Annotated in this window: 20 protein-coding genes; 5 read left to right on the top strand and 15 right to left on the bottom strand. The window is 73.9% G+C overall.

Annotation, left to right across the window (positions count from 1 at the left end):
* Positions 1-30 precede the first annotated feature (30 nt).
* The 6 genes from OHS82_RS13140 to eccB form a co-directional block, all read right to left on the bottom strand.
* Positions 31-558 carry a hypothetical protein gene (locus OHS82_RS13140; protein ID WP_057579487.1) on the bottom strand — a complete coding sequence of 176 codons (528 nt, stop codon included), beginning with the start codon at positions 556-558 and terminating at the stop codon, positions 31-33.
* Positions 536-1,825 carry a WXG100 family type VII secretion target gene (locus OHS82_RS13145; protein WP_057579489.1) on the bottom strand — a complete coding sequence of 430 codons (1,290 nt, stop codon included), beginning with the start codon at positions 1,823-1,825 and terminating at the stop codon, positions 536-538. Before OHS82_RS13145 ends, OHS82_RS13140 begins: the two co-directional genes overlap by 23 nt.
* Entirely contained in the window at positions 1,825-2,127 is a 303-nt protein-coding gene (locus OHS82_RS13150; RefSeq protein ID WP_328433901.1) for a DUF6317 family protein, read from the bottom strand. Before OHS82_RS13150 ends, OHS82_RS13145 begins: the two co-directional genes overlap by 1 nt.
* Positions 2,127-2,696 (bottom strand): hypothetical protein, encoded by a 570-nt coding sequence (locus OHS82_RS13155; RefSeq protein ID WP_328433902.1) that lies wholly within the window; start codon positions 2,694-2,696, stop codon positions 2,127-2,129. The genes OHS82_RS13150 and OHS82_RS13155 overlap by 1 nt, the downstream gene beginning before the upstream one ends.
* Positions 2,697-2,932: 236 nt before the next feature.
* Positions 2,933-4,216, bottom strand: coding sequence for a type VII secretion-associated serine protease mycosin (gene mycP / locus OHS82_RS13160; RefSeq protein ID WP_057579493.1), 1,284 nt, complete (start codon positions 4,214-4,216; stop codon positions 2,933-2,935).
* 19 nt (positions 4,217-4,235) lie between these two features.
* Positions 4,236-5,762, bottom strand: coding sequence for a type VII secretion protein EccB (gene eccB / locus OHS82_RS13165; protein WP_057579495.1), 1,527 nt, complete (start codon positions 5,760-5,762; stop codon positions 4,236-4,238).
* Positions 5,763-5,969: 207 nt separating this feature from the next.
* Between eccB and eccE the strand changes: the two genes are divergently transcribed.
* From eccE to OHS82_RS13180, 3 genes are all read left to right on the top strand, one after another.
* On the top strand, positions 5,970-7,292 hold the full coding sequence (eccE, locus tag OHS82_RS13170) for a type VII secretion protein EccE (RefSeq protein ID WP_079041308.1): 1,323 nt from the start codon (positions 5,970-5,972) through the stop codon (positions 7,290-7,292).
* Positions 7,289-8,095 carry a hypothetical protein gene (locus OHS82_RS13175; RefSeq protein ID WP_328433903.1) on the top strand — a complete coding sequence of 269 codons (807 nt, stop codon included), beginning with the start codon at positions 7,289-7,291 and terminating at the stop codon, positions 8,093-8,095. Before eccE ends, OHS82_RS13175 begins: the two co-directional genes overlap by 4 nt.
* 287 nt (positions 8,096-8,382) lie before the next feature.
* Entirely contained in the window at positions 8,383-12,108 is a 3,726-nt protein-coding gene (locus OHS82_RS13180; protein ID WP_443061780.1) for an SCO5717 family growth-regulating ATPase, read from the top strand.
* 130 nt (positions 12,109-12,238) lie between these two features.
* Here OHS82_RS13180 and OHS82_RS13185 read toward each other — a convergent pair whose 3' ends face one another.
* The 9 genes from OHS82_RS13185 to rimP form a co-directional block, all read right to left on the bottom strand.
* Positions 12,239-13,195 carry a bifunctional riboflavin kinase/FAD synthetase gene (locus OHS82_RS13185; RefSeq protein WP_328433905.1) on the bottom strand — a complete coding sequence of 319 codons (957 nt, stop codon included), beginning with the start codon at positions 13,193-13,195 and terminating at the stop codon, positions 12,239-12,241.
* A gap of 166 nt (positions 13,196-13,361) precedes the next feature.
* Positions 13,362-17,537 carry a serine protease gene (locus OHS82_RS13190; protein WP_328433906.1) on the bottom strand — a complete coding sequence of 1,392 codons (4,176 nt, stop codon included), beginning with the start codon at positions 17,535-17,537 and terminating at the stop codon, positions 13,362-13,364.
* Positions 17,538-17,783: 246 nt separating this feature from the next.
* Positions 17,784-18,689, bottom strand: coding sequence for a tRNA pseudouridine(55) synthase TruB (truB, locus tag OHS82_RS13195; protein ID WP_057579501.1), 906 nt, complete (start codon positions 18,687-18,689; stop codon positions 17,784-17,786).
* Positions 18,689-19,138 (bottom strand): 30S ribosome-binding factor RbfA, encoded by a 450-nt coding sequence (rbfA, locus tag OHS82_RS13200; RefSeq protein WP_057579503.1) that lies wholly within the window; start codon positions 19,136-19,138, stop codon positions 18,689-18,691. Before rbfA ends, truB begins: the two co-directional genes overlap by 1 nt.
* Before the next feature lie 52 nt (positions 19,139-19,190).
* Entirely contained in the window at positions 19,191-19,484 is a 294-nt protein-coding gene (locus OHS82_RS13205) for a DUF503 domain-containing protein (protein WP_057579505.1), read from the bottom strand.
* Between the two features lie 182 nt (positions 19,485-19,666).
* Entirely contained in the window at positions 19,667-22,792 is a 3,126-nt protein-coding gene (gene infB, locus OHS82_RS13210; RefSeq protein ID WP_328433907.1) for a translation initiation factor IF-2, read from the bottom strand.
* Between the two features lie 147 nt (positions 22,793-22,939).
* Positions 22,940-23,236 (bottom strand): YlxR family protein, encoded by a 297-nt coding sequence (locus tag OHS82_RS13215; protein WP_079041309.1) that lies wholly within the window; start codon positions 23,234-23,236, stop codon positions 22,940-22,942.
* Positions 23,237-23,338: 102 nt separating this feature from the next.
* The gene (nusA, locus tag OHS82_RS13220; protein ID WP_057579509.1) at positions 23,339-24,325 is read right to left on the bottom strand and encodes a transcription termination factor NusA; all 987 of its coding nucleotides are present in this window, start codon (positions 24,323-24,325) and stop codon (positions 23,339-23,341) included.
* Between the two features lie 2 nt (positions 24,326-24,327).
* Complete coding sequence (gene rimP, locus OHS82_RS13225) at positions 24,328-24,852, bottom strand: ribosome maturation factor RimP (protein ID WP_057579511.1); 525 nt, start codon at positions 24,850-24,852, stop codon at positions 24,328-24,330.
* A gap of 241 nt (positions 24,853-25,093) precedes the next feature.
* On the opposite strand from rimP, the gene OHS82_RS13230 reads away from it, so the two are divergent.
* Together OHS82_RS13230 and OHS82_RS13235 are read left to right on the top strand one after the other, a co-directional pair.
* Entirely contained in the window at positions 25,094-25,705 is a 612-nt protein-coding gene (locus OHS82_RS13230) for a hypothetical protein (RefSeq protein WP_057579514.1), read from the top strand.
* The gene (locus OHS82_RS13235) at positions 25,702-26,202 is read left to right on the top strand and encodes a ferritin-like domain-containing protein (RefSeq protein ID WP_057579517.1); all 501 of its coding nucleotides are present in this window, start codon (positions 25,702-25,704) and stop codon (positions 26,200-26,202) included. The genes OHS82_RS13230 and OHS82_RS13235 overlap by 4 nt, the downstream gene beginning before the upstream one ends.
* Positions 26,203-26,300 lie beyond the last annotated feature (98 nt).

The following is a 26,300-nucleotide window of genomic DNA, read 5'->3' on the forward strand; positions in this document are numbered from 1 at the left end:
GAATCCCCTTCCCTTCAGGGAGGGGAGGATTCAAATCCTCTGCGCCATCCAGCGCCGGGCGCCGACCTCGCTGGGGTACTCGCGGACCGTGAGCATCCCCACGCTCCAGCCGACGGAGAACGCGGCGAGCGCCGGCATGACGGGAGCAGCGATCACCACGAGAGCGCGGCCGACGAAGGCCAGTCCCGTGGAACGGCGGGTCTCGTCGCGTTTGCGCGCGCGGAACTCGTCGAGGTCGGGGGGATCCTGGAGGTCCTTGCGGTGTCGCCGTCGCTGCACCAGCCATCCCCAGACCACGGCCACGCAGGAAGCGGCAATCTGCGCCCAGTCCCACACCGTGCGCGCGGTCGGCGGCAACACGGTGCGAAATCCCCGGTAGAGACTGATCGAGGCGAAGCACAGGAAGGCGAGGACAGCGAGCAGAAGAACGGCTGTCCAGAACCGACGCAGCCAGTAGCGTGCGCCGCGCTGGTACCAGGTGGTGCCGAGTCCCGGAAGGGCTGGGATCCGGACGGACGCCGTCGGAGCGGCATGCTCAGAAAATGCTCGTGACGCCATGCCACACATCCTTCGCGAGTCGCGCGTAGTCGTGTCCCGTCTCCGACAGGACGTCCCCGGTGCCGTGCAGCACGCCGCCGACCACGCCGCGGTCGTGGATGTCCTCGCTCCAGTGCTCGTGGAAGGAATGGTCGATGATGCCCGTGGCACCGATCACCACCAGGCCCCCGCCCACGGCGACAGCGGCGACGGGTACCTCGAAGGGCAAGGCGGCGACAACACCCGCCGTGACAGCCGTACCGGCCACCAGACCGGCGACGTTCGCGCCTCCGTCGACGGCGACCGACTTCTGCCAGGACCAGCCCTTGTCGTGGTCGTCGGAGGCTTCGAGGATTCCGCAGGCGCCTGCCGCGGCGACGTCCAGGACCGGGATCTCCTTCAGGAAGTCCGGCAGCTTCTCCAGGCTCTTGCCTGCGCGGAGCGCGTCCGCCGCGTCGGCCAGCTTGACGTTGAGTGCCCGGTCGTACGGCAGTTTGGTGCTGCCGTGGTCGGCGCGGGCCATGGCTTCCTCGATCGAGTCCACCTTCATGACCGCGTCGCGGTACGCGCCCTTGGCCGGAAGGTCCTCGGGCAGGGCACGACCCGCCTTCTGGTAGGCCTTGCGCTCCGCACGGAGTTCCTTCTTGGCGGCGCGCTCTTCGGCCTTCGCGTCGTCGATCCTGGTGCGGGCCTTCGCTCCGCCGGCCCGGGCGTCCTCGGCGTCGTAGGCGTACAGCCCACGCAGGTAGTCCGCGACGGTGATCTTGTCACCGGTGGACGCAGGCGCGGTCACCTGGGCGTACAGCCCCCGCAGCTTGTCCGCCGCCACCAACCGGGCGTGCTGCGCCGTGTGCAGCACCTCCTGGCGCACCGTGTCGTACTCGCCCATCGCGGCGATCGTCTTCTGGTCCTCCGCGCTCGGGGGGTTCGCGGTGACGATGGCCTGGGGGACGCCCTTCGCGGCCATGCGTACGCCCTTGCCGGTCGCCACGTGTTCGGCGTTCTGCAGGGCCGTCTCACAGGCGGTCAGGGCGTCGGCGAGGTCGGAGAGGATGTCCCCCGCGTCGTGGACGAGGTTGGCGAAGGCCCCGGCCGTCAGGGCGTCCTCGCTCCAGGTGGCGCGGAAGGTCTCGGCCGCCTCGCCCTTCCAGGCGGCGTCGCCCACCAGGGCCTCGACCGCGCGGCTGACGGGGGTGATGACGTCGTCGAGCTTGTCCTTGGCGTTCTTGTACGTCTCGGCCATTGTGCGCAGTCCGCCGATGTCGCCGCCCACCCAGCTGTCGGTCATCAGCCGTCCTCCGTCATCAGGTCCTCGAACAGTCCGTGGACGTCGATGTCGTGTCGTCGGAAGGAGTCGCGGGCGTACGTCACCTTGTCGCCGTGGTCGTCGAGGCGGTCGGCGAAGCCGATGTGCAGGGCGACGATGAGGTCGGCGACCTCTTTGAGCGCGTGGTCCAGGCCGGCGTCGCCGCCGCCGGCCAAGGGCGGGGCGACGTCGGCGTGCAGCTTGCGGTAGTTGACGGCCTCGTCGTGGAAGGTCCTGGACATCGCGGTGAGGTCGCCGAGGACGGCCTTGAAGTCGGGCGGCATCAGCGCGTCTCCCGGGCGTAGGCGGCCAGGTCGTCCGGCTGCCAGTTGTGCCTGCCGGGGGCGACCCGTGGGTCGAGGAGGACCGTCGCGTCGTACGCGCCGACGGCCTCGGCCAGGAGGCCGATCGAGGTGGCGACCCACGGCTGGGCCTCGCCGAGCGCGGCGACGAGCCGGTCGCGGGTGGTGAAGGCGAACACCACGGCCTCGGTACCGGCTCCGGTCGCGTCTTCGGTTCCAGTGCGGGTTCCGGTTCCGGCCTTCGGGTGCTCGAAGAGTTCGTACGCGATGAAGGGCACACGGACCGGACGACCGTCCGCGTCCGTGACGTCGGCGTACCGAGGGTGGGCCGGCACGAACACGGGGGTGTGATAGGCGGGGACGCCGGGCTTGGGGCCGCCCTGGGATGCGGGCCGGGCTGCTCCGGGCTCTGCGGCCCCGGCGTATTCGAGAAGGCGCGATCTACTCGGCTCCAGCGTCGGCGGAGAGGCCGGGACCGCCCCCGTGGGCGGCGTTGCGGGCGGATCTGCCTCGATGTAGTCGAGCAGGCGTGAACGCATGGGTGTGCCCACCGCCGTCTCCTGTTCCCCGTGAACCTGCGGATGATGTGGCGGCACCACCGTAGCCAGGTCACTTTCGGGCAAGTCCGGCTATGTCAGGTTGGCGAGGTCGGAGCATGCGGAACGCATACGGGTGTTTGGCCGCGGCCAGATCAGCGCTTGACCGCGAAATGACCTGGTCGCCCGTCAGGACCCGTACGTCGGCGCGTGGGGCTTATCGGGTAGCGTCCGCAGGCCAGATGCGTGGGCTACTCCGCCCCCGCGAGCCTGCGGGATCGTCGGCGGGCGTCTCGGATGGCCACCGCTGTGCCGGTGAGGCCGGCTACGAGGACGGCCGCGGCGACGGTGACGTAGGTGGCGAGGCGGGTGTTGCGTTCGTCGGGGGTCTCGCCGATCTGGAACTTGGCGGGGGACGGGGCCTCGGCCTTGCCCAGGCCGCCTTCGGGGCGCGGCGACTCGATGGGGCGGTCGTCCTCCGTCAGGGCGCGTACCGGGTCGACGACGCCCCAGCCGACCAGGCGGTCGTGGCCCGCGATGGTGCGCTCCGCGGTCTGCTCGATCTGGGCGACGATCTCGCGTGCGGTCCAGTCCGGGTGCCGCGCCTTGAGCAGCGCGGCCACGCCCGCCACGTACGGCGCGGAGAAGCTCGTCCCGTTGTCGGAGCAGTGGCCGCCCTGGGGCACCGTGGAGATCATGTCGACGCCGGGGGCCGCGACGCCGACGAAGTCGCCGGACTGGGAGAAGGAGGCCCGCTCGTTGTTGCGGTCCGAGGCGGCCACGGCGAGGACGCCCTCGTAGGAGGCGGGGTAGGTCTCCTTGACGTTGCCGCCGAGGCCGTCGTTGCCCGCCGACGCCACGACGACGATCTTGCGGGCCAGCGCCTCGTCGATCGCCTTCTCCAGGTCGGGGGACGGCTTCAGCGCGTTGGAGGTGTCCTGCGAGATGTTGATGACGCCGGCCCCGGCCTGGGCGGCGTACCGGATCGCCTGGGCGAGGGACTTGGTGTCTCCGTGCCCCTCCGCGTCGTTCTGCTGGATCGGGATGATCGTGGCCTCGGGGGCCAGGCCCACGAAGCCGGTGCCGTCGAGGGGGCGGGCCGCGATGATGCCGGCGACCTTGGTGCCGTGGCCGACGGTGTCCGTCGTGCCGTTCTCGTTGCCGCGCTCGATCGGGTCGCCGTCCTCGTCCTTGAGGTTCTTCGGCAGGAGGTTGCGGCCGGCCTTCACGTCCACCGCGCGGGCGAGCTGCGGGTTCTTGACGTCCACGCCCGTGTCGATGACGGCCACCCGGACGCCCTTGCCCTTGGAGCGGCTCCACAGTTCGTCCAGCAGGACCCGCTGCAGGGACCAGGGGCGGCCGGGGTAGTCGCCGTTGGGGAACGCGCACTGGTCGGAGTAGGGCAGCTTGCCCGCCGCCGGCGCGGCCGCCGCAGGGGGCGCGAGGACGGTGGCGGTCGCGAGGAGGGCGGCCGTCGCGAGCGTCGTCCGCAGAGTCCGCGTCGCCGGCCGGTCGGTCGTCGTGCGCGGCGACATGGCCGTCTCCCTTCTCATCTCACGAGCCCTGGGGCTGGCGGGCCGCCGCCGTCGACAGGCGGGGGCCGGTGGGAAGGAACTCCGACCAGGCGGCCGGGATCGGCGCCGGGTCGACGTCCTTGTAACCCAGCAGGGTCTGGGCCTGCTTGGCCTCCTGCTGCTGCTTCTCGCGCTGCTCGGGGGTGGTGCCGATGCCCGCGTCGTCCGTCGCGCTGTCGCCGTTGGACTGCAGGACGTAGCGCAGTCCCGTGTCGGTGACGAGGAAGACCGGCCCGGCCTTGGTCTCCTCGCCCTGGAACTGGCGGTAGAGCTGGCCGGAGCCGGGGGTGACGTAGGCGCTGGAGGAGCCCGTGGGCAGCTTGGCCGGGAAGTCGTCGCCGGCCCAGGTGCTCAGGGTCGTGGCGCCCGACCCTGCGTTCACACCCCGCAGGACGGTGCAGATCGTGCTGCGGCTCCCGGCGGCCGACGACGCCTCGTTGACCGGCACGGGACTCCCCGCCGGCCAGCGGTGCTCAGTGCCGAACGGGCCGCCCGGCACGATCGCGCCGGGGCTCATCTCGCGGGCGTGACCGGCCTGCCCCAGCGGGGCGAGTTCCTTGCTGAACAGCAGCAGCTGGGCGACGAACGCGGACACGGGAGCGACCCGGCCCTGCAACACCACGTAGTACTGGTCCTTGTGGTTGTCGGACGCCTTGAGCACCATGCCGATCTTGTTCTCGTCCTCGCCCAGCTGGCCGGGCGCGCCGGCCGCGGAGCCGGGCTGTCCGGGGACGTCCGGGAAGGCGATCGGGTCGCCCTGGTGCAGGGTCGCCAGCCATTCCGCGGAGACCCGCTGCGGCTCCCGGCCGGAGCCGACCACCGCGCGCAGCAGCAACTCGTCGCCGCCGCCCACCGGATACGCCGTGCCGGCCGCGTCCACGACGAAGCGCTTGCCGTCCGGGCCCGCCACGTAGAGCAGTTGGCCGCCGTGCAGCCGCTCCGAGCCCTCGGTGGCCTCCTTCTCACGGGACGCCAGCACCAGCGCGGCCTTCTGGACCGAGGCCCCGCCTCCCGCCCCCGGGCGCTCGCAGACCGCCCAGCGCTTGGAGGTGCCCGCCTCGGACGCCGAAGGCAGCCGGTCGGGGGCGTACGGGATGCCGACGGTCACGCCGTGCGGAACCTTGCCGCTGTCGAGGACGGACTCAGAGACCGTCACGACGTCGCCCTGCCCCTCCTCGAGGAGCAGTTTCGCGGAGGCCATGTTGAGGACCGGGTGCAGCTGGACCTCCTTGCCGGTCCGCAGGACGACATAGCGGGTGGTCGACTTGCTCGCGACGATCACCTTGGCGTTGGGCTCGTCCCAGCCCTTGGGGGCGGTCGGCTTGAACATGCCCCACGCCCCGAAGACGGCCATGACGATCACCCCGACCACGATGCCGGGCAGGATTCCGCGCAGCGGACGCGGCGCCCCCTCCTCCGAGCCGTCGGGCGACGACTGGAGGAAGGCCGCGAGCATCCTGCGCTTCGCGAAGGTGTAGGCGTTGAGCTGGTCCCGCCGAGATGCCATCTGTGCTCGTCACTCCCCGTTTTCCGGCCGATCCGCGTGATCTGCTGCGCGGGCGGGCCCGGTTCCCCGTCTCCGATGTCAGAGCGGCCACCTACTATGCCCGGTAACCCTGGGGACTCGGGGAGCGGGTAGGGTTCCTGGGCCGTCGAGTGCCGTGTGCGGTGCTGGAACACGGGCGATTCGTGAACGGAACGGGGAGATGGAGTGATGGCTTCGGGAACGGGCGTGCGCTCCGCCGGCCGGTCGCGGAACCGGGGCTCCGCGCCCACCGGTCCGCAGCCGCCCGAGCGGGGCCGGAACCCCTCGGCGTCCGGGGCGCCGCACCTCAGGGCGCGCACCGCGCAAGGCGGGGCATTCCGGTTGCAACGCCTCGTCCTGCTGGAGATCGCGGCTGCGGCGGTGGTCGTCGGCTGGGTGGCCGGGCCCATGGCGCTGATCGCGGCGGGGGTCGTCGCCGTGGCGCTGGTGGTCCTCGCCTTCGCCCGTCGCCGCGGCCGCTCGCTGCCGGAATGGCTGGCCACCGCACGGGCGTTGAAGGCCCGTCGACGCCGGGCCGACCGGGTCGGGATACCGGCCGGGACGGAACCGGGGTTCGGACCGGCCGTGGAGTGCGACCCCGGCCTGCGCACCTACACGTACGGCGGACGCGACCGGCGGCCGGTCGGACTCGTCGGGGACGGCACGTTCGTCACCGCCGTCCTGCAGGTGCAGGCGGACGCGACCGCGTTGCGGGCCGAGCGGGACCGGCAGCCGCTGCCCCTCGCACTGGTGGCGGACGCCCTCGAAGTCGACGGCATCGTCCTGGAGTCCGCGCAGATCGTGCTGCACACCCAGCCGGCGCCCGCCCTGCACCTGCCCCGGCAGTCGGTGGCGGTGGCCAACTACGCGCCGTTGCAGGAGCAGACCGGGGCGCCGGCGGTGCGGATCACCTGGATCGCGCTGAAACTGGATCCGGAGCTGTGCCCGGAGGCCGTCGCGGTCCGCGGGGGCGGCCTGACCGGCGCTCAGAAATGCGTCGTGCGGGCGGCGGACCATCTCGCGAGCCGGCTGACCGGCGCCGGGTTCCGGGCGACCGTCCTCGACGAGGAGGAGCTGACCGCCGCCGTCGCCACGTCGGCCTGCGCCAACCCGCTGGTCACGGCGGAGGCCGGCCGGACGGGGCAGCTGGAGCGGCGGACCGAGGAGACCGGCCGGAGCTGGCGGTGCGACAACCGCCGCCACACCACGTACTGGTTGCGCCGCTGGCCCGCGCTCGGCGGCGCCGGCCCCTCGCTGCCGCAGTTCGTCGCCCTGGTCACCGCCGTTCCCGCGCTCGCCACCACGTTCAGTGTCACGCTCGCGCGCGGTGACCGGCAGGAGATATCCCTTTCGGGGCACATCCGGGTGACCGGGCGCAGCGACGACGAACTCGTGGCGGCCCGGCGCGCGGTGCAGGGCGCGGCCCGGCACACCGGCGCGGGGCTCGCCCGCCTCGACCGGGAACAGGTGCCCGGCATGCTCGCGACGCTGCCCCTCGGAGGAGCTCGATGACGGCGACGGCAGCACACGGAACCACCCCTTCCATCCCTTCCAACTCCAACTCCAACTCCAACGAACCGGTGTCGCCGCCCGCCGGCCGGCCCGCACGCCGCTCGCCGCGCAGCGGCTTCGGCCTCCTCGGGCCACGGCACGGCCGCCACTCGGCGTCCCTGGAGCAACTGGGCGCGCTCGCCCTGCCCATCGGGGACGACGGAGTCGTGATCGGCGTGGACGCCGAGGGACGGCCGGCCGTCCTGGGGGTCAACCGGCCGTCGCCGTACGACATCGTCCTCATCGGCGGTCTGTGGACGGCCCAGGTGCTGGCGTTGAGGGCGGCCGCCACCGGAGCCCGGGTCGCCGTGGAGACGGGACGGCCGCAGGCCTGGGTGCAGATGGTGCACGCGATGGGCGGCGGGCAGAACGGGCTCGCGGTGTACGAGGTCGGACGGGTGCCTCCGCAGGGCGCCTCGGCCGGCACGCCCGCGTTGGTGGTGCGGGACTGCGGCATGCGCCCGCCGCGCGGACGGGTGGCCTCCGGTCCCTGGCAGTCCGTGCTGACCCTTCTGCCGTACCTGAGCCCGGTCGCTCCCCGGCTGATCCGGCAGGCCCGTCTGGTGGGCGTGCAGCGGATCTCGCCGGACGAGGCGACGGAACTGGGGCGCGCCCTCACCCTGCCGGCACGTGACGTGGAGGCCCTGCCCGCCCTCGCCGACGGCTTCACGCTGTGGTGCGGCGACCGTGACCGGCAGTACGTGATGACCCAGCCCACCGACGCGGAGATCGGGCTGCTGGGCATGCCGAGACGGATCGACTGACGCCGCTCATCCGTCCGACTGCGCGGCACTTCAGGCCATATGGCCGTTTTGCCGAGCGCCCCGACACGCCCGCGCGGCCCCTCGGGTGGTCCGTCACGTGACGGACCGGTGCCGAGTGGTGGGCGGGCCTGCCGGGGCGGGCCGTTCGGTGATTAGGCTGGTACGGGGCGCAGGGCCGGAAACCGTGGGGTGGACGTCGGCGCCCCCGGGGGAGGGCCCGCACATCCGACGACGTCAGACGGCCGCGAACCCACATCGGACGACAGACATGGTCGCTACGGCACGGCATGAGGGTGCTCGACCAACCAGGAGGAACTGTGAGCAGCGATCGGGACGGCATCCGCGGGGGCTGGGCCACACCCGGCGATGACCAGCCCGACGCGGAATCCGCCGTCGAGGCGACGGGCGAGTTCACCATCGACTACGCGCCGCCGGCTTGGTACACGCAGAACGCGGGCGGCGGTTCGGCATCGGGTGCGACGCCCGCACCGGGGGCGACGCCCGCGCCGGGCGTGCCTGCCGCTCCTCCTGCGCAGCCGGCGCCCGGCGCCCCGGGCGGTCCCGGAGGCCCGGTCACGCCGCCTGCTCCGGGGATGCCGTACGTGGCGGGCGTTGCCGCGCCTCCGCCGCCCGGCGCGCCGACGGCCCCTGCTGCGCCGGCCGGTCCCACAGGTCCGGTGGCGCCCGGCGGTCCGGTGGCTCCGGGCGGTCCAGTGAATTCTGCCGTCCCCATGAATCCTGTCGGCCAGGTGGCTCCTGCCGGTCCTGTGAATCCTGCCGTGCCTCCTGCCGCGACCTTCGCCGCGGAACCGGCACCCGGGCCCGGCGTTCCGCCGGGCGGCGGTTTCGAGCCGCAGGCCCGACCGAAACCCCCGGGCCAGGCCCAGCCCCAGGCCCATTTTCAGCCGCAGTCCCAGGGACAGCCGGGAGCGCCTTGGGGCGCTGCGGGCGCGGGCGCCGACGCGGTCGCCGAGGAGGGCGACGCCGGCAACGGCGACCTCGAGAGCGGTGCCACCATGCGCTTCTCCTCAGCCGCTCTCCGTCGTGACATCGCGGAACACGCCGCCACAGTGCAGGCGGAACACGAGAAGCCCGCGGAGACGGACGACGCCCCCGCTGCCTCTCCCTCGGCCGCCGAGAACGAAGCGCCCGTCGACGCCACGAATCCCGTCGATGCCGGCGCGGCGCCCGTGGAGCCCATCCGGACCGACGAACCGGCGGAGTCCCCCGAGCCGTACACGGAGACGTCCCCGGAGGTCTCCCCGGTGTCCGAGGGCGCTGAGACATCCGCCGCCACGGATGCGTCGGGCCCCGTTCCTGCCGTGGCCGCCGACGCGGGCGGTGACACCTCCGCCGACGCGGAAGCCCCTGCGGCCGCGCAGCCGGAGCCCGAGGCCGAGGCCGAGGCGGACGCCGCGGCCGAGGCGGACGCCGCGGCCGGAGCCCAGCCTTCGACCGAGCCCGCGCCCGCGCCCGCGCCCGCGCCCGCGCCCGAGGGAATCGATCCCGGAACCGGACCCCAGGCCCAGCCCGACGGCCCGGAAGCCGATGGCGGGCAGGAGCCGACGCCCGACAGCGCCGCCGCCGTCGGGGCCACCGCCCCGGAAGCCGCGGCCGAGCCGCAGGGCAGCGTTGCTCAGAACGACGCTCCCGCTCCCCAGCAGGCCGTTCCCGCCGTCCCTGCCGCCTGGACTCCCCCGCCGGCACCTCACGGCGAACTGCCGCCGCTGCCGCCGTCGTACGAGCCCGCGGCGCCCGCGGCCGCGGCCCAGTGGCCGGCACAGCCGCAGCCCGCCGACGCCGCGGCCCAGGCGCCGGCCGGCTGGAACCCGGCGGCCCAGCAGCCCGCTCCGGCGGGACCGCAGCCCGGTTACGGCTTCCCTCACCCCCCGACTCCCCAGGCCCCGCAGCCCCAGGCTCAGGCCCCGGCCCCGCAGCAGCCCCAAGCCCCGCAGCCGGGTTACGGCTTTCCGCCGCCCGGCGTCGCCCCTGCCCCGAACCGGCCCGGCGTCCCCGGCGGTTACGGCTTCCCGCAGCACAACGCCGGCCCCGCGATGCCTCCCGCCGCTCCCGCTCACGCTCCGGTTCCGGGCCCCCAGCCGGCGCCCTCGGCCACCCAGCCGCCCGTGGCACCCGGCGGTTACGGCTTCCCGCAGCACAACGCGGACCCGGCGGCGCCTCACGCCGCAGCCGCACCGCAGCCGCACCCGTACCCGACGCCGCCCGCCGCCCCTGGCGGCTACGGCTTCCCGCAGCCGCAGGTCGCCTCCCAGGCCCCCCAGGCGCAGGCCGGATTCCCGCAGCCCGGGACTCCGCAGTTCGGCGACGGCCAGCCCCCGGCAGCAGGTGGTCAGGACTTCCCGCCGGCGGGGCCGCAGGACTTCCCCCAACCGCCCGCGCCCCAGGCCCCCGGCGGTCCTGGCCTCCCCGGACCGCAGCCGACCCCGGCGCCTCAGCCGCCCCCGCCTGCCGCGCCAGGCGCACCCGGAGCGCCCGGTGCCTACGGCTTCCCCCAGCCGCCCGCGCAGCAGACCCCGCAGGCTCCGCCGCACGCCGAGCAGCCGCAGGCCCCGCAGCCTCCCCAGCAGCCGGTGGACCCCCGGGCCGGGGCCGCCTGGCCGCAGCCGATCCAGCACGACCAGCGGCAACCGGTCAACCCCGGTGCCGCGCCGCTGGGTTACACGGCCGCCGTGGAGCTGTCGTCCGACCGACTGCTCAACAACAAGAAGCAGAAGGCGAAGAGCGGCCGGCCGACCGCCGCGTCCTCCCGCTTCAAGCTCGGCGGCAAGAAGGAGGAGGCGGAGCGGCAGCGCAAGCTGGAGCTGATCCGCACGCCGGTGCTGTCGTGCTACCGGATCGCCGTCATCAGCCTCAAGGGCGGCGTGGGCAAGACCACGACCACCACCGCGCTCGGCGCCACCCTGGCCACCGAACGCCAGGACAAGATCCTGGCGATCGACGCCAACCCGGACGCCGGCACGCTCGGCCGAAGGGTGCGTCGGGAGACCGGGGCGACGATCCGGGACCTCGTCCAGGCGATCCCGTACCTCAACTCGTACATGGACATCCGGCGGTTCACCTCGCAGGCGCCGTCCGGCCTGGAGATCATCGCCAACGACGTCGACCCGGCGGTGTCCACGGCCTTCAACGACGAGGACTACCGGCGCGCGATCGAGGTGCTGGGCAACCAGTACCCGATCATCCTCACCGACTCCGGCACCGGTCTGCTCTACAGCGCGATGCGCGGCGTGCTCGACCTCGCCGACCAGCTCATCATCATCTCCACACCGTCCGTGGACGGCGCGAGCAGCGCCAGCACGACGCTGGACTGGCTGTCCGCGCACGGGTACGCCGAGCTCGTCTCGCGGTCCCTCACCGTGATCTCCGGGGTGCGCGAGACCGGCAAGATGATCAAGGTGGACGACATCGTGTCGCACTTCGAGACCCGTTGCCGCGGTGTCGTCGTGGTGCCGTTCGACGAGCACCTCGCCGCGGGCGCGGAGGTGGACCTCGACATGATGCGGCCGAAGGTGCGCGAGGCCTACTTCAACCTCACGGCGTTGGTCGCGGAGGACTTCATCCGCCACCAGCAGCGTCAGGGACTGTGGACCAACGACGGCAACCCGCCCCCGGTGGCCGCCCCGCCCATGCCCGGACAGCCGATGCCCGGACAGCCGATGCCGGGGCAGCCCATGCCGGGGCAGCCCTATCCGTCCCAGGCGGGCTATCCCTATCCGCCGCAGGCGCCCCAGCCCGGTCAGCCATACCCGCACCAGGGTCTGCCCCAGGGGCAACCGCCGGCCCAGCCGTACCCGCAGCAGCCGGGGCAGCCGTATCCGCCGCAGCAGCAACCGCACCCGGGTCAGGAGCTCTACGGCCAGCCGCAACACCAGCAGCCGCAGCCGCAGCCCGGGTATCCCCCGGCCGGTTACGGCTACCCGCAGCAGCCGGAGCAGTCCGAGCAGCCGCAGTACCCCCAGGCTCCCGACGCGCCTCAGCCGCCACAGCAGTAGCGGGAGAAGTACCGAGCAGCCGCAGAAACGGGCCGAGGGGCGGCCGGTGTCCAGGACACCGGCCGCCCCTCGGCCGTTCGCCGGACCGGACGGGCCGAACCGGCCCATCGGTCACCGCTGTTGCTTCCTGCTACTGCCCCTGCGCCTGCGCCGCCACCAGTTCCCGGCAGCGCTTCACGTCCTCCGCCATCTGCTCCAACAGCCCGTCCAGGGAGTCGAACTTCGCCTGGCCGCGCACGAATGCCAGGAAGTCGACGGCGACGTGCAGACCGTAGAGGTCGAGGCCGACGCGGTCGATGGCGTACGCCTCCACCGTGCGTTCGGTGCCGTCGAACTGTGGGTTGGTGCCGACGGAGATCGCGGCCGGCATCGCCTCGCCTGCCACGTGCAGCCAGCCCGCGTAGACACCGTCCGCCGGGATCGCCGTGTGGGGCAGGGTCTCGACGTTGGCGGTCGGGAAGCCGAGCTCGCGCCCGCGCTGGGCCCCGCGCACCACGACGCCCTCCACCCGGTGCGGACGGCCGAGGATCTCCGCCGCGCCCGCGAGGTCGCCCTCGGCGACCAGACGCCGGGTCAGGGTCGAGGAGAACGGTTCGCCGCCGCCGGCCTCGCCGCGCACGTACAGGTCGACGACCTCCACCTCGAAGTCGTACACCTTGCCCTGCTCGATGAGGAACTCGACGTTGCCCGCCGCCTTGTGGCCGAAGCGGAAGTTCGGTCCCTCGACGACCGCCTTGGCGTGCAGCCTGTCGACCAGCACCTTCACGACGAAATCAGCAGGTGAGAGCTTCGAGAACTCGGTGGTGAACGGCAGGATGAGAAGCGCGTCGACCCCCAGGTCGGCCATCAGCTCGGCACGGCGGTGGTGCGGGGCGAGCAGGGGCGGGTGGCTGCCGGGACGGACGACCTCGCTGGGGTGCGGGTCGAAGGTGACGACGACGGCCGGAACGCCCAGCTCGCGGGCCCGGTCCACGGCGTGCCGGATGATCAGCTGGTGTCCCCGGTGGACACCGTCGTAGGAGCCGATGGTGACGACGCTGCGTCCCCAGTCCTCGGGGATGTCTGCCAAGCCACGCCAGCGCTGCACTGTGACCGCTCCTCGAACCCTTGTCCGTGTCTGCTCTTGCCTCTTACGCAGGACTAAGGGTGCCATGCCGGGTGCTTCCGGCCCGCATCGGCATGGAGGCTGTGACCCGGCCCACGTGAGACGGCCCACGTGAGCGGGCTCCACGGCCGGCCGGCGCACCGCGGCGTCACACCGTCACCCGCGGTCCCGCCCCACTCGCCGCCGCACCTGCCGCCTCGATCCCTGCCCCTGCCCCTGCCCCTGCCCCTGCTCCGGCTCCGGCTCCTGCTCCGGCTCCGGCCGCGGCCGCGGCCCCGGCCAGGTTCTCCACGGTGCGGCGGGCGCTCGGGCCGACCACGGCGGCCCACTCCCCCGGCGCCTGAGTGAGCCACTGCACCACCTGCGCGGCGAAACCCGGCACATGCCGGCCCAGGTCGACGAGACCGCGGTCGAAGCAGGTCGCGCCCTCCGGGGTGCGGACCAGGAGGCGGCCGGTGCGGTGGACGAGGTCGCGCAGGTCGTCGCCGCCACGGCCCGCGGCCGCGTACAGGACGGCGGCCAGGACGGCGGGCGCCTGCTCGCGGGCGAGGAGATGTTCCAGGAGTTCGTCCCGCAACGGGCGGGAGTCGGGCCCGCCGGGGGCGGCCAGCACCCCGGCCAGCGCGGCTCGGACCGGTTCCGGGCTCCCGGCGGCCAGCAGGTCCGTGACCAGCGGGATGAGCAGGGCGCGAGCGTCGGGCCCGTGATCGAGACGCCGGTCGACGTACGCGGCCACATGTCCTGCGCACTCCGGCCGGCGTTCGGCGGCCTCCTGGACCAGGACGGCGATCCGGCGGGCCGGAGCGGGTGGGACGGTGACCTCGGCGAGCGTCCACAGGATCCTGCCCGCGTCGGCGCGGTCGGCGCCGAGCAGCCGCGCCCGGAACGTGTCCAGCACCGGCTCGGGGTCGGTGGACAGGGCGGGCAGCAGCGCACCCGGCGGGAGGTACGGGTCGTCGCCCGCCGCGAACCGCTCCAGGGCCCGCGGCAGGTAGCCGGGCCGGGTCTCCGGGTCGCGGACGAGAAGCGCGAGCGCACCGCCGTGCAGGGCGCCGTCGCCGGGACGGGCGAGCAGGGCGAGGGCGGCGTGGCGCAGCAGTCGGCGGTCCGCCTCCGTGCCGACGTGCGGCGCGACGCGCAGGGCATGCGCGAGCGCCGCGACCCGACGGACCGGACGCTCGTCGTGCGCCCAGCGGTCGACGGCCCGGCACAGCGCGGCCGGCTCCTCCTCGGCCAGCACGGCGAGCAGTTCGGCGGCACGGTGGTGGGCGCAGTCGACGAGCACCTCGACGAGGTCGCCGAGGGCCCGGCGCCGATGGGTGTGCAGCAGGGCCTGCGCTGCCGTCGCCACCGTGGCGTGCGGGGTCGCGGGCAGCGGCCGCTCGTCGTCGAACCAGTGGGTGAGGTGCGGCTGCACGGTGACCGGGTCGGCCGCGAGGAGACCGGCCACGACGTCCAGGTAGCGGGGCGCGTCCGCGTCGTGGGGGGCGCCGTCGGCGAGGACGAGACGGCGCAGGAGGTCGAGTCGGGCGTCGCAGGGCAGGGCCAGTTCCGTCCAGAATCCGGGGCCGAAGTCCGCGAAGGGGGCGCCGCTGTCGGCGGCGCCGGAGCCGATACGGTCCGCCAGCAGGCGCAGGACGCCCGTGTACGGCGTCGCGTCCGGCACGCGCAGCAGGGTTCGGGCGAGCAGCCGGGCGGCCCACCAGGAGCCGGGGTCGGCCTCCAGGGAGTGGATCAGCTCCCGCAGTCGCGCGGCGAGCCGGTGAGGGCCCTGGTGCCGGCCCAGGAGCAGCAGGGCCTCGATCACGGGGCCGATGCGGTGATGCGGCACGGGCAGCGGGCGGTCGCCGGCCGGCGCGTCGGGACGGTGGCGGTGGCCGCCGGACGCGTCGGAGCGGTGGACCAGGGCGCGCAACGCCTCGTCCAGATCGAGGTGGAGGCCCTGGAGCCAGTCGGCGAGTTCCTCGTGGGCGAAGCGGTAGCCGCTGCCCGCGGGCACGAGGAGGCCCTCGGCGAGGACGGCGGACGCCCAGCCGCTGCCGCCGAGCCGGGCGGGCGCCGGTCCCCAGGGGAACACCGCCTCGAACGAGGCCCGGTCCAGCTGGCCCTGTCCCGGTCCCAGGCTGCGGCGGGCGGCCTCGTGGACCTGTCCGGAGACCTTCGCCGCGAGACGGCGCACGGCTGCGCCGCGCAGTCCGCTGTCGACGGCGATGCGGACGGCGATGCGCAGGCACATCAGGTCGAGATGGGCGGCGAAGACGTCGTCCCGGTCGACGGGGGTCCGGTCCAGGGGGGTCCGGTCGCCGGGGGCCCGGTCCGCGGGGCCGGGCAGTGCGGCCCGGACCTCGGAGAGGAGGCGGAGGGTGAGGGGGTGACGGCCGTCGGGGGCCGCGAGCGCGGTCTCGGGGACGGCGTAGCGGGCGCGTGCCTCGCGCGCCTCCTCGGGGGTCAGGTCGCCGAGGCGGACGCAGGGCGGGAGGGGGTCCGACGCAGCCGCGGTCCCGTACAGCGTCTTCGGCGGGAACTGCGCGCCCGCCCGCTCCCAGTACTCCGCCCGGCACGCGACCACCAGTCGGGCGCCCGTCTCCCGCAGCCAGTCGGCGGTGCCCTCGGTCCAGTCGGCGAGCCGGTGGGCGAGAACCGGGGACATCTCCTCGGGTCCGTCGAGGAGCAGCAGCAGGGGGCGGCCGGCGGCGCGGGCGAGGCGGGCCAGCCGCTCGGGGGTGACGTCGGCGGGACCGGCACCGCCCGGCGCGCCGGAGGCACCTGCCGGGGCCGCCGTATCCGGGGGTCCCGCGGCACCCGAGGGGCCCGCCATCCCTGGTGTCTGCGAGGTCGCCGGCGGGTGCGACGAGTCGGGGAAGGCCGCCTGCGGCGTGCTCCGCCCCGCGGCCACGATGCGCGCCGCCCGGGCCAGGGTGCGGCGGACCGCGTCGGCCAGGGAATCGTCCTCGGCCCGCAGGTCGGCGCCGCGCAGCCACAGGGTGGGCGCCTGGTCGGACGCCTGGTGGCGGCGGGCGGCGAGCGCCGCGAGTTCCGTCGTACGGCCGCTGCCCGGTGCGCCGACGAGACCGAGAACGGCTGCCGGACTCACCGCGAAGGCCGCGAACTCCCGTGCGGGGTGCGCGCGTTCGACGGGGGCCGTCGCGGCGGGACGTGAACCGCCGGCGATGCCTCCGAGGCAGCCCGACAGCGCCCCGGGCGGGCCGTCCGAAGCGACGGAGGTGGCCGTCAGTTCCAGGACGCCCGCAAGATTGAGGTCCGCGCCGTAGGCGGGCACGGTCGCCGCGTTGCGGGCGAGCAGTTCGGCCAGGGGCCCGGCGACCGCAGGCGGAACAGCCTGCGGATGGTCCTCCCCGGGCGGCGGACAGCCGCCCGGAACCCCGGTCGACGGCGCGTGGAGCGACCCGGCGACCGCAGCCCCGCGCACGTCCGCGCACGGATACGCGAAACCCGACCCGAACCCGATCCCGTACCCATGGCCGGTCTCCCCCGACCGCGCGGCCGTGCCGGCGCCCGTCGTCACACCGCCCGCAGCGCCGCCTCCGCCGCCCCGACCCGTACCTCGCGCCGGACCGACTCCGTCCGCGACCGCCGGCCCGGTGGCGCCGGCCGGGCCCGCCTCGGCCGCCTCGCCCGCCGGGGCGTCACCGGGCGGCGACGGAGGTGAGGGACGCAGAGCGACGGCGAAGCCCGTGTCGCGGGGGCCGGAGCGCAGTGCCGTGCCGAGGACGGCGACGACCGCGCCGGTGGCGGCGTCGAGGACCGGCCCTCCGGCCGCGCCGCCGCCGAGCCGCAGTGCGTCCCGGCCCGCCGTGCCGATCGCCAGCTCGAGGGCCCCGTCGAGCAGGTGGAGACGGTCCGTGGCCGTGTACGTCACGGACGCCTCGGCCAGCACCCGCGCCTCGCGCCAGCAGCCGGCGGCCAGCCGGACGTACCGGCCGGGCTCGACGCCCTGCCGGACGGTCACCGGCAACGGCTCCGCGCCGAGGCCTTCGGTGCGGACGAGCGCCAGGTCGAGCTCGGGCAGCGGGGTGACCGCGTCGGCGCTCACGACGCAGCTGCGGTCGCCCGCGGCGTACACCACGAGCCGGGAGAGGCCGTCGACGGTCTCGTGGCTGGTGAGCACGGTGCCGTGGTGGTCTGCGACGAAGCCGGCCCCGCGCGGCCGGCCGGCCAGGTCGCGGATGCGGACCAGGGAGGCGTCGGCGCCGAGGGGGACGCCCGGAGCGTCGTCGGCGGCGCCGCGAGAATCCGTCCGGCCGTCCCGCGACGTGCCCCGCAGGGAGTCGTGCCGCGGTGTCCGCGGGCCCCGTCCCGCCATCGCCGTACCTCCCACCGCGCCCGCGTGTCCTCAGGACGACGGTAGGCGCGAATGATCAGTGGGACGGATCGCAGGGCGAAAGCGCCCCCCTGCACTCCCTCGGTTCACTCCGAGCGCCTGCCCGGACGGGTGAATGAACACCCGGCGCCGGACACAGCCTAGGGGTGGGGGAATCGAGGGGGACCGTGGAGCGGCGCAGCACCCCGTGTTTCGCCGCTCCACGGGCAGACCGGAAGGAAGACCGGCTCAGCCGAGCACGGCAAGGCTCTTCGCCTTGCCCTTCTGCTCCTCCACCAGGGCCAGGAAACGGCCCTCGGGGTCGAACACGGCGACCGCGCCCGCGCCCGCGTACTCGTCGGGCATCTCCAGGCGTACGCCGTTCATGAGCAGCCGGGCGCGCCGTGCGTCCACGTTCCAGCGGGGGAACGCGGCGGCCGCCGCGTCGGCGATCGGCAGCACGCTCAGCTCCTGCTGCAGCTGGTCGAGCGTCTTCGCCGCGTCCAGCTTGTAGGGGCCGACGCGGGTGCGGCGCAGGGCGGTGAGGTGGCCCCCGACTCCGACGTCCGCGCCCAGGTCCCGGGCGAGGGCGCGGATGTAGGTGCCGGAGGAGCAGACGACCGACACCACCAGGTCCGTCACCGGGGTGCCGTCCTCGGCGACGGCGTCGCGGACGTCGTACACCGAGAAGGCGGAGACGGTGACCGGGCGGGCCGGGATCTCGAATTCCTCGCCGTCCCGGGCGCGCTTGTAGGAGCGCACCCCGTTGATCTTGATGGCGCTGACCTTGGACGGCACCTGCATGATGTCGCCGCTCAGCTTGGCGATGCCCGCGTCGATCGCGTCCCGGGTGACCTTCGAGGCGTCCGTGGACCCCGTGATCTCGCCCTCCGCGTCGTCCGTCAGGGTCGTCTGGCCGAGCCGGATCGTGCCCAGGTACTCCTTCTCGGTCAGCGCGAGGTGCCCGAGGAGCTTCGTCGCCTTCTCGACGCCGAGGACGAGGACTCCCGTCGCCATCGGGTCGAGCGTGCCGGCGTGGCCGACGCGGCGGGTCCGGGCGATCCCCCGCATCTTGGCCACGACGTCGTGCGAGGTGAAGCCCGACGGCTTGTCGACGATGACAAGGCCGTCGGGCGTGTTCTGCTTGCCGTTCATCAGGCGGAGTCGTCCGTCTCGTCCTCGTCGCCGGGCTTCCGGTACGGGTCCGCCTCGCCGGCGTACCCGGCGCCCGCGGACACCTCGCGGACCTTCTCGTCGGCGGCGCGCGCCCTGTCGAGGAGGTCGTCGATGGTGCGGGCGTTGTCCGGCAGGGCATCGGCGACGAAGGCCAGCGTCGGCGTGAACTTCACGCCGGCCGCGCGGCCCACCTCGGAGCGCAGGACGCCCTTGGCGCTCTCCAGGCCGGCCGCCGCGGCCGCCCGCTCCTCGTCGTCCCCGTACACGGTGTAGAAGACGGTCGCCTCCCTGAGGTCACCCGTGACGCGGGTGTCCGTGATGGTGACGTGGGAGCCGAGCCGCGGGTCCTTGATCCCGCGCTGCAGCTTCTGGGCCACCACCTGCTGGATGAGGTCCGCCAGCCTCTTGGCGCGCGCGTTGTCGGCCACTGGTCCGTCTCCCGTTCTTTCCTTGTTGCGTTCTTCACGTGGTCGGTCGGTGTCAGTCGTCCTCGCCGTGGAAGCGGCGTCTGACCGACAGCAGCTCCACTTCGGGACGGGCGGCCACCAGCCGTTCGCACCGGTCCAGGACGTCGGTCAGGTGCTCCGCGTCACCGGAGACCACGGCGAGGCCGATCTCGGCCCTGCGATGGAGGTTCTGATTGTCCACCTCGGCCGCGCTCACCGCGTACTTGCGCTGGAGCTCGGCGACGATCGGACGGATGACGGAGCGCTTCTCCTTCAGCGAGTGCACGTCGCCGAGGAGGAGGTCGAAGGACAGTGTCCCCACGTACATGTGTAACCGGTTCACCCGCCGGTACGGGATCGACGGCCCTGCCGCCAGGGGGCAGGGACATCAAGAACGGTACAGCGTTCACGGCCGTGACTCGACGGGGTTTCGCCCGCTCACACGTGCGCCGGACGCCGCACCGGCCGGCGGGGAACGATCCCCCGCCGGCCGGCGCGCACCACGGGTGGTCACACCCGCGGCTTCTCCCGCATCTCGTACGTCGCGATGACGTCGTCGATCTTGATGTCGTTGAAGTTTCCGAGGTTGATACCGCCCTCGTAGCCTTCGCGGATCTCGGTGACATCGTCCTTGAAGCGGCGCAGGCCCTCGATGTTGAGGTTCTCCGCGATGACCTTGCCGTCGCGGATGAGGCGCGCCTTGGTGTTGCGCTTGACCTCGCCCGAGCGGACCAGGACACCGGCGATGTTGCCCAGCTTGGACGACTTGAAGATCTCGCGGATCTCCGCCGTGCCGAGCTCGACCTCCTCGTACTCCGGCTTCAGCATGCCCTTCAGGGCCGCCTCGATCTCCTCGATCGCCTGGTAGATGACCGAGTAGTACCGGACGTCGACGCCCTCGCGCTCGGCCATCTGCGCCGCGCGGCCCGCCGCGCGGACGTTGAAGCCGATGACGATGGCGTCCGAGCCCATGGCCAGGTCGATGTCCGACTCCGTGACCGCACCGACGCCGCGGTGCAGGACGCGGATGTCGACCTCTTCGCCGACGTCCAGCTGGAGCAGCGAGGACTCGAGAGCCTCCACCGAACCGGAAGCGTCACCCTTGATGATCAGGTTCAGCTGCTGGACCTCGCCGGCCTTCAGGGCGGCGTCCAGGTTCTCCAGGGAGAACCTGCGCGTGCGCTTGGCGAAGGCGGCGTTCCGCTCGCGGGCGGCACGCTTCTCGGCGATCTGGCGGGCGGTGCGGTCCTCGTCGACGACGAGGAAGTTGTCGCCCGCACCCGGGACGTTGGTCAGGCCCAGGACCTGGACCGGCGTCGACGGGCCGGCCTCGGCGACGTTGTTGCCGTTGTCGTCGAGCATGGCGCGCACACGACCGTAGGCGTCGCCCACGACCATCGTGTCGCCGACCCGCAGGGTGCCTCGCTGCACGAGGACCGTCGCCACGGCGCCGCGGCCGCGGTCGAGACGGGACTCGATCGAGATGCCCTGCGCGTCCTGGCTCGGGTTCGCCCGCAGGTCGAGCGAGGCGTCGGCCGTGAGGATCACGGCCTCGAGCAGCGAGTCGATGTTCAGACCCTGCTTGGCGGAGATGTCGACGAACATCGTGTCGCCGCCGTACTCCTCGGCCACCAGACCGAACTCGGTGAGCTGACCGCGCACCTTGGTCGGGTCGGCGCCTTCGACGTCGATCTTGTTGACCGCGACGACGATCGGGACCTCGGCCGCCTTGGCGTGGTTGAGCGCCTCGACCGTCTGCGGCATGACGCCGTCGTTGGCCGCGACGACCAGGATCGCGATGTCCGTCGACCGGGCACCACGGGCACGCATGGCGGTGAACGCCTCGTGACCCGGGGTGTCGATGAAGGTGATCGCGCGGTCCTCTTCGTTGACCTGGGTCGAGACCTGGTAGGCACCGATGTGCTGGGTGATGCCGCCGGCCTCGCCCGCGATGACGTTCGTCTTGCGGATGGCGTCGAGCAGTCGGGTCTTACCGTGGTCGACGTGACCCATGACGGTGACGACCGGCGGACGGACCACCAGGTCCTCCTCGTCGCCCTCGTCCTCGCCGAACTCGATGTCGAAGGACTCGAGCAGCTCGCGGTCCTCCTCCTCGGGGCTGACGATCTGGATCGTGTAGTTCATCTCGCCGGCGAGGACCTCGAGGGTCGCGTCGGAGACGGACTGCGTGGCCGTGACCATCTCGCCGAGGTTCATCATCACCGCGACGAGCGACGCCGGGTTGGCGTTGATCTTCTCGGCGAAGTCGGTGAGGGAGGCACCGCGCGACAGGCGAATGGTCTCGCCGTTGCCGCGAGGCAGCATCACGCCGCCGACCGACGGGGCCTGCATGGCCTCGTACTCCTGGCGCCTCTGCCGCTTCGACTTGCGACCGCGACGCGCGGGACCGCCGGGACGACCGAAGGCGCCCTGCGTGCCACCACGGCCACCGGGGCCGCCGGGACGTCCGCCGAAGCCGGGACGACCGCCGCCGAAGCCGCCGCCGCCACCGGGACCGCCGCCGCCGGGACGACCGGCGAAGCCGCCGCCGCCACCGGGACGGGCGCCGCCGCCGGGACCGGCCGGACGACCCGCGAAGCCGCCGCCGCCGGGACGACCGCCGCCGCCGGGACGACCCGCACCGCCGCCGCCACCCGGACCACGGCCACCGGGGCCGCCGCCGGGACGCGGGCCGGCAGCGGGACGCTGCGGCATCATGCCGGGGTTCGGACGCGGACCGCCGCCGGGACGCGGACCGCCGGGGCCTGCACCCTGCGGGCGAGGCATGCCGCCCGGGCTCGGACGGGCGCCGCCCGGGGACTGCGGACGGGGACCGCCACCCTGGCCGCCGGGGGCCTGGGGACGGGGACCGGCGCCGGGAGCACCCGGGCCGCCGGGACGCGGTGCGCCCTGCGGACGGGGCGCCTGCGGACGCGCCATGCCGGCGTTGCCGCCGGACGTGAAGGGGTTGTTGCCCGGACGCGGACCGGCCGGACGGGCGCCGCCCGGACGGGGCGCGCCACCGGGACGCGGACCCTGCGCGGCGGCCGGACGCTGACCGCGGTCACCGCGGTCGCCTCGGTCACCGCGGTCCTGGCCCTGACCGGCGCCGGGGCGGCCGGCGGGACGGGGCGCGCCGGGGCGCGGACCCTGCGAGGCCGGACGCGGGGCGGACTGGGCCGGAGCCGCGGGCTGGGCCTGAGCCGCCGGTGCGGCGGGGGCCGACGGCGGAGCGGTGAACTCCGGCGCGGCGGGGGCCGGACGCGGGGCGGGCTTGGGGCCCGGACGCGGGCCGGGAGTCGTCGGCGCGGGGGCCGACGGGGCCGACGAGGCGGCAGGGGCGGCGGGAGCCGCGGGCTGCTGAGCCGTCGGAGGCTTGGGGGCGGCCGGCCGCGGAGCGGCCGGGCCCGGACGGGCCGACTGCGCCGGAGAGGGCGCACCGGGCCTGGGGGCAGCCTTGCGCGGGGCGGGCTTGCCGCCGCCCTGGAAGGCGTCTGTCAGTTTGCGGACAACGGGCGCCTCGATCGTCGAGGACGCCGAACGGACGAATTCACCGAGTTCTTGGAGCTTGGCCATGACGACCTTGCTCTCCACCCCGAACTCCTTGGCGAGTTCGTATACCCGGACCTTAGCCACTTCGCTCCTTTTAGGTCCGGGTGTGTCCGGACCGTCGCTACTTCATGGGCGTACTCATCGCGTGCTCATCGAGTGCTCATCGCAATCTCGACCTACTTCCAACTCGCGGGGTACCAGAGCCGCACGGAGGTTCCGTGCGACGCCTTCTTACGGTGTTGCCTGCTCGGCAACGGTCGTCTGCTCGACGTACTGGCGCAACACCTTTGTGTCGAGCGCTCCCGGGGCTCGCAACGCCCTCGTGAACGCCCGCCGGCGTACCGCCTGATCGAGACAGAACGGGGCGGGATGCAGATACGCACCCCGGCCGGGCAGCGTACCGCGTGGATCGGGGACGCATGCGTCCTTGATCGCCACGATGCGCAGCAGCTCCGTCTTGGCCGCTCGCTCCCGGCACCCCACACAGGTGCGTTCAGGGCATGCTCCGGCGTGCGTCCGGCCAGACACAGCTAAGTCTACCTCCCCGCGCCGACCTCACCCCTTCGGGGCCGCAGTCGAACGCTTGCCGCACAGAACTCTGACGTGATCTCAGCCCACTCAGGCCGAGATCTATTCCTCAGCCTGTTCGGTGTCCGGACGGATGTCGATCCGCCAGCCGGTCAGACGGGCGGCGAGACGGGCGTTCTGCCCTTCCTTGCCGATCGCCAGGGACAGCTGGTAGTCCGGCACGGTCACGCGCGCGGAACGGGCCCCGAGGTCCACGACCTCCACCTTGGAGACACGGGCCGGGGACAGGGCGTTCGCCACCATCTCGGCCGGGTCGTCCGACCAGTCCACGATGTCGATCTTCTCGCCGTTGAGCTCGCCCATGACGTTGCGCACCCGGCCGCCCATGGGGCCGATGCAGGCGCCCTTGGCGTTCAGGCCCGAACGGGTGGACCTGACGGCGATCTTCGTGCGGTGACCGGCCTCGCGGGCGATGGCGGCGATCTCGACGGACCCGTCGGCGATCTCCGGCACCTCCAGCGCGAAGAGCTTCTTCACCAGGTTGGGGTGCGTCCGGGAGAGGGTCACGGACGGGCCGCGCACGCCCTTCGCCACCCGGACGACATAGGACCGCAGTCGCAGGCCGTGCGGGTACGTCTCGCCGGGCACCTGCTCCTGCACCGGCAGGATGGCCTCCAGCTTGCCGATGTCCACGAGCACGTTCTTCGGGTCGCGGCCCTGCTGGACCACGCCGGTGACGATGTCGCCCTCACGGCCGGCGTACTCGCCGAGCGTCGCGTCGTCCTCGGCGTCGCGCAGGCGCTGCAGGATGACCTGCTTGGCCGTGGTGGCGGCGATACGGCCGAAGTCGGACGGGGTGTCGTCGAACGTGCGGGGCTCCTGCCCCTCCTCGAGGTCCTCGGGGTCCTCCTTCGCCCACACGGTCACGTGCCCCGATTGCCGGTCGAGCTCCACGCGCGCGTGACGGCGGCTTCCCTCGGTGCGGTGGTAGGCGATGAGGAGGGCCGACTCGATCGCCTCGACCAGCAGGTCGAAGGAGATCTCCTTCTCCCGCACCAAGCCCCGCAGGGCGCTCATGTCGATGTCCACGGCTACGCCTCCTCTTCCTTCTCGTTGCTGTCGCTCTGGTCGGCCGGGCCGTCCTTGCGGTTGAACTCGACCTGTACGCGCGCCTTGTCGACGTCGCCGAAGGCGATTCGGCGGGCGGTGGCCTTGCGGCCCTTCACGCCGGGCACCTCGACGTCGAGCCCCTCGTCGTCGACCGTCAGGATCCGGGCGACGAGGTCGCCGCCCTCGCCGAGCTGGAACCGGACCAGCCGGCCGGTGGCGCGCACGTAGTGCCGGTGTTCGGTGAGGGCGCGCTCCGCGCCCGGGGTGCCGACCTCGAGGGTGTACTCGCCCTCGCCCATCGCGTCGCTCTCGTCGAGCTTCGCCGAGAGCACGCGGCTCACATCGGCGATCCGGTCCAGGTCCGCTCCGGTGTCGGAGTCCACGACGACGCTCAGCACTCTTCTGCGGCCTACCGAGTCCACGGTGATCTCTTCGAGATCCAGACCCTGGGAGGCGACGAGCGGTTCCAGGAGCTCTCGCAGCCTCTCGCTCTGGGTGGTGCTCATCCGGGTGACTCCTCGGCCGCGTGTGCTGTTGTGGGTGGGGGCTCGTGTCTGGTCAAAGGGTATCCGGTCGCAGGGAGTGTTGCCGTCCACCTGTGCACGGAGGGTGGCGGGGCTCCCGCGCGCGGTGCCGCTGAGTGGTGCGCGGCGGGCGCGCGGGTACGGTGATCACGGGTTCGCCGCCCACCAGGACAGGTCCCGGTACCGGTCCTGGTTCCGTACGAGTTCGCCGAGGACGTCTGACGTGCCGTTCCCCCACCCCTCGCGCACCCCCTCCGGGCCGCGCAGAAGAACCCTGCTCGCCTCGGCCGCCGGGGCCGCTCTGCTGGCCGGCTGCTCCGCCGGGCCCGAGGAGACCGCGAAGAGCGCGAGCGGCACCCCCTCGGCCACCGAGCGGGTACGCGCGCGTGCGGCTCTGGAGAGCAACGGCCTGGTCGCGCGGTACGACGCCGCGCTCGCCGTCCATCCGGCACTGGCGGCGCGGCTGGCTCCGCTGCGGGCGGAGGTCGTCCGGCATGTGGCGGCGTTCGGGGGCGTCGGCAAGGCGTCTCCCTCCCCCACAGCCACCGGCGACCGCACCGCCACCGCCACCGGCGGTCCTGCGGCCTCTCCCTCCGCCCCCGCCGCGACCGGGCCGGCCGACGTCTCGGCCCCGCCGTCCGCGGCCCCGCCGTCCGCCGCCGCACCGGCGACCGAGCGTGACGCCCTCGTCGGGCTCGCGGCCGCCGAACGGGCGCTCGCCGACCGCAGGGCCACGGAGCTGCTGGACGTTCCGGGCGAGCTGGCCCGGCTGCTCGCCTCGGTGGCGGCGGCCGGCGCGGCGCACGCCTTTCTGCTGACGGAGGTGGCGCGATGAGCGGGGAGACGGGCGCGGAGCTGACGGCGCTGCAGGCGGTGCTGGCCGCCGAGCATGCCGCCGTGTACGGGTACGGGGTGGTCGGCGGCCGCGTCGGCGAGGGCCGGAGCACCGAGGCGCGGGCGGCCTACGACGCGCACCGGGCGCGGCGGGACGCGCTGGCGCGCGAGGTGCGCGGCCTGGGCGCCGAGCCGGTCGCCGCGAGCGCCGGGTACGCGCTGCCGTTCCCGGTGGCGGACTCCGCGACGGCGGTCCGGCTCGCCGCCGACCTGGAGGATCGCGTGGCCGGGGTGTACTCCGACCTGGTGCGGGCAACCGCGGGAGCACGGCGGCGGGACGCCGCGGGCGCACTGCGGGAGGCGGCGGTCCGCGCGGCGCGCTGGCGGGGCGGGAGCGTAGCCTTCCCTGGGCTCGCCGAGCGCAACGGTGCGGATCCGGCCACGGGCTCGGCGTCCGCAGCGGCTCCGGACGCGGCGGCGGGAGCGCCCGCGCGGTAGGCGAGGGCCGGACGACGGCTCCGGAGACGACGGGTTCGGGTTCGGCGACGACGGCTGCGGCGACTGCGGCTGCGGGGACGCCCACGGCTTGACCGGGA

The organism is Streptomyces sp. NBC_00425, from assembly GCF_036030735.1.
GTDB lineage: Bacteria > Actinomycetota > Actinomycetes > Streptomycetales > Streptomycetaceae > Streptomyces.

What these genes read in the sequence shown, in the direction of transcription:
- mycP (WP_057579493.1), bottom strand. Translation starts at nt 4,216, where the DNA reads ATGTCGCCGCGCACGACGACCGACCGGCCGGCGACGCGGACTCTGCGG.
- OHS82_RS13145 (WP_057579489.1), bottom strand. Translation starts at nt 1,825, where the DNA reads ATGACCGACAGCTGGGTGGGCGGCGACATCGGCGGACTGCGCACAATG.
- OHS82_RS13175 (WP_328433903.1), top strand. Translation starts at nt 7,289, where the DNA reads ATGACGGCGACGGCAGCACACGGAACCACCCCTTCCATCCCTTCCAAC.
- rimP (WP_057579511.1), bottom strand. Translation starts at nt 24,852, where the DNA reads ATGAGCACCACCCAGAGCGAGAGGCTGCGAGAGCTCCTGGAACCGCTC.
- OHS82_RS13150 (WP_328433901.1), bottom strand. Translation starts at nt 2,127, where the DNA reads ATGCCGCCCGACTTCAAGGCCGTCCTCGGCGACCTCACCGCGATGTCC.
- OHS82_RS13205 (WP_057579505.1), bottom strand. Translation starts at nt 19,484, where the DNA reads ATGTACGTGGGGACACTGTCCTTCGACCTCCTCCTCGGCGACGTGCAC.
- truB (WP_057579501.1), bottom strand. Translation starts at nt 18,689, where the DNA reads ATGAACGGCAAGCAGAACACGCCCGACGGCCTTGTCATCGTCGACAAG.
- OHS82_RS13140 (WP_057579487.1), bottom strand. Translation starts at nt 558, where the DNA reads ATGGCGTCACGAGCATTTTCTGAGCATGCCGCTCCGACGGCGTCCGTC.
- eccE (WP_079041308.1), top strand. Translation starts at nt 5,970, where the DNA reads ATGGCTTCGGGAACGGGCGTGCGCTCCGCCGGCCGGTCGCGGAACCGG.
- OHS82_RS13180 (WP_443061780.1), top strand. Translation starts at nt 8,383, where the DNA reads ATGAGGGTGCTCGACCAACCAGGAGGAACTGTGAGCAGCGATCGGGAC.
- OHS82_RS13235 (WP_057579517.1), top strand. Translation starts at nt 25,702, where the DNA reads ATGAGCGGGGAGACGGGCGCGGAGCTGACGGCGCTGCAGGCGGTGCTG.
- OHS82_RS13190 (WP_328433906.1), bottom strand. Translation starts at nt 17,537, where the DNA reads ATGGCGGGACGGGGCCCGCGGACACCGCGGCACGACTCCCTGCGGGGC.
- eccB (WP_057579495.1), bottom strand. Translation starts at nt 5,762, where the DNA reads ATGGCATCTCGGCGGGACCAGCTCAACGCCTACACCTTCGCGAAGCGC.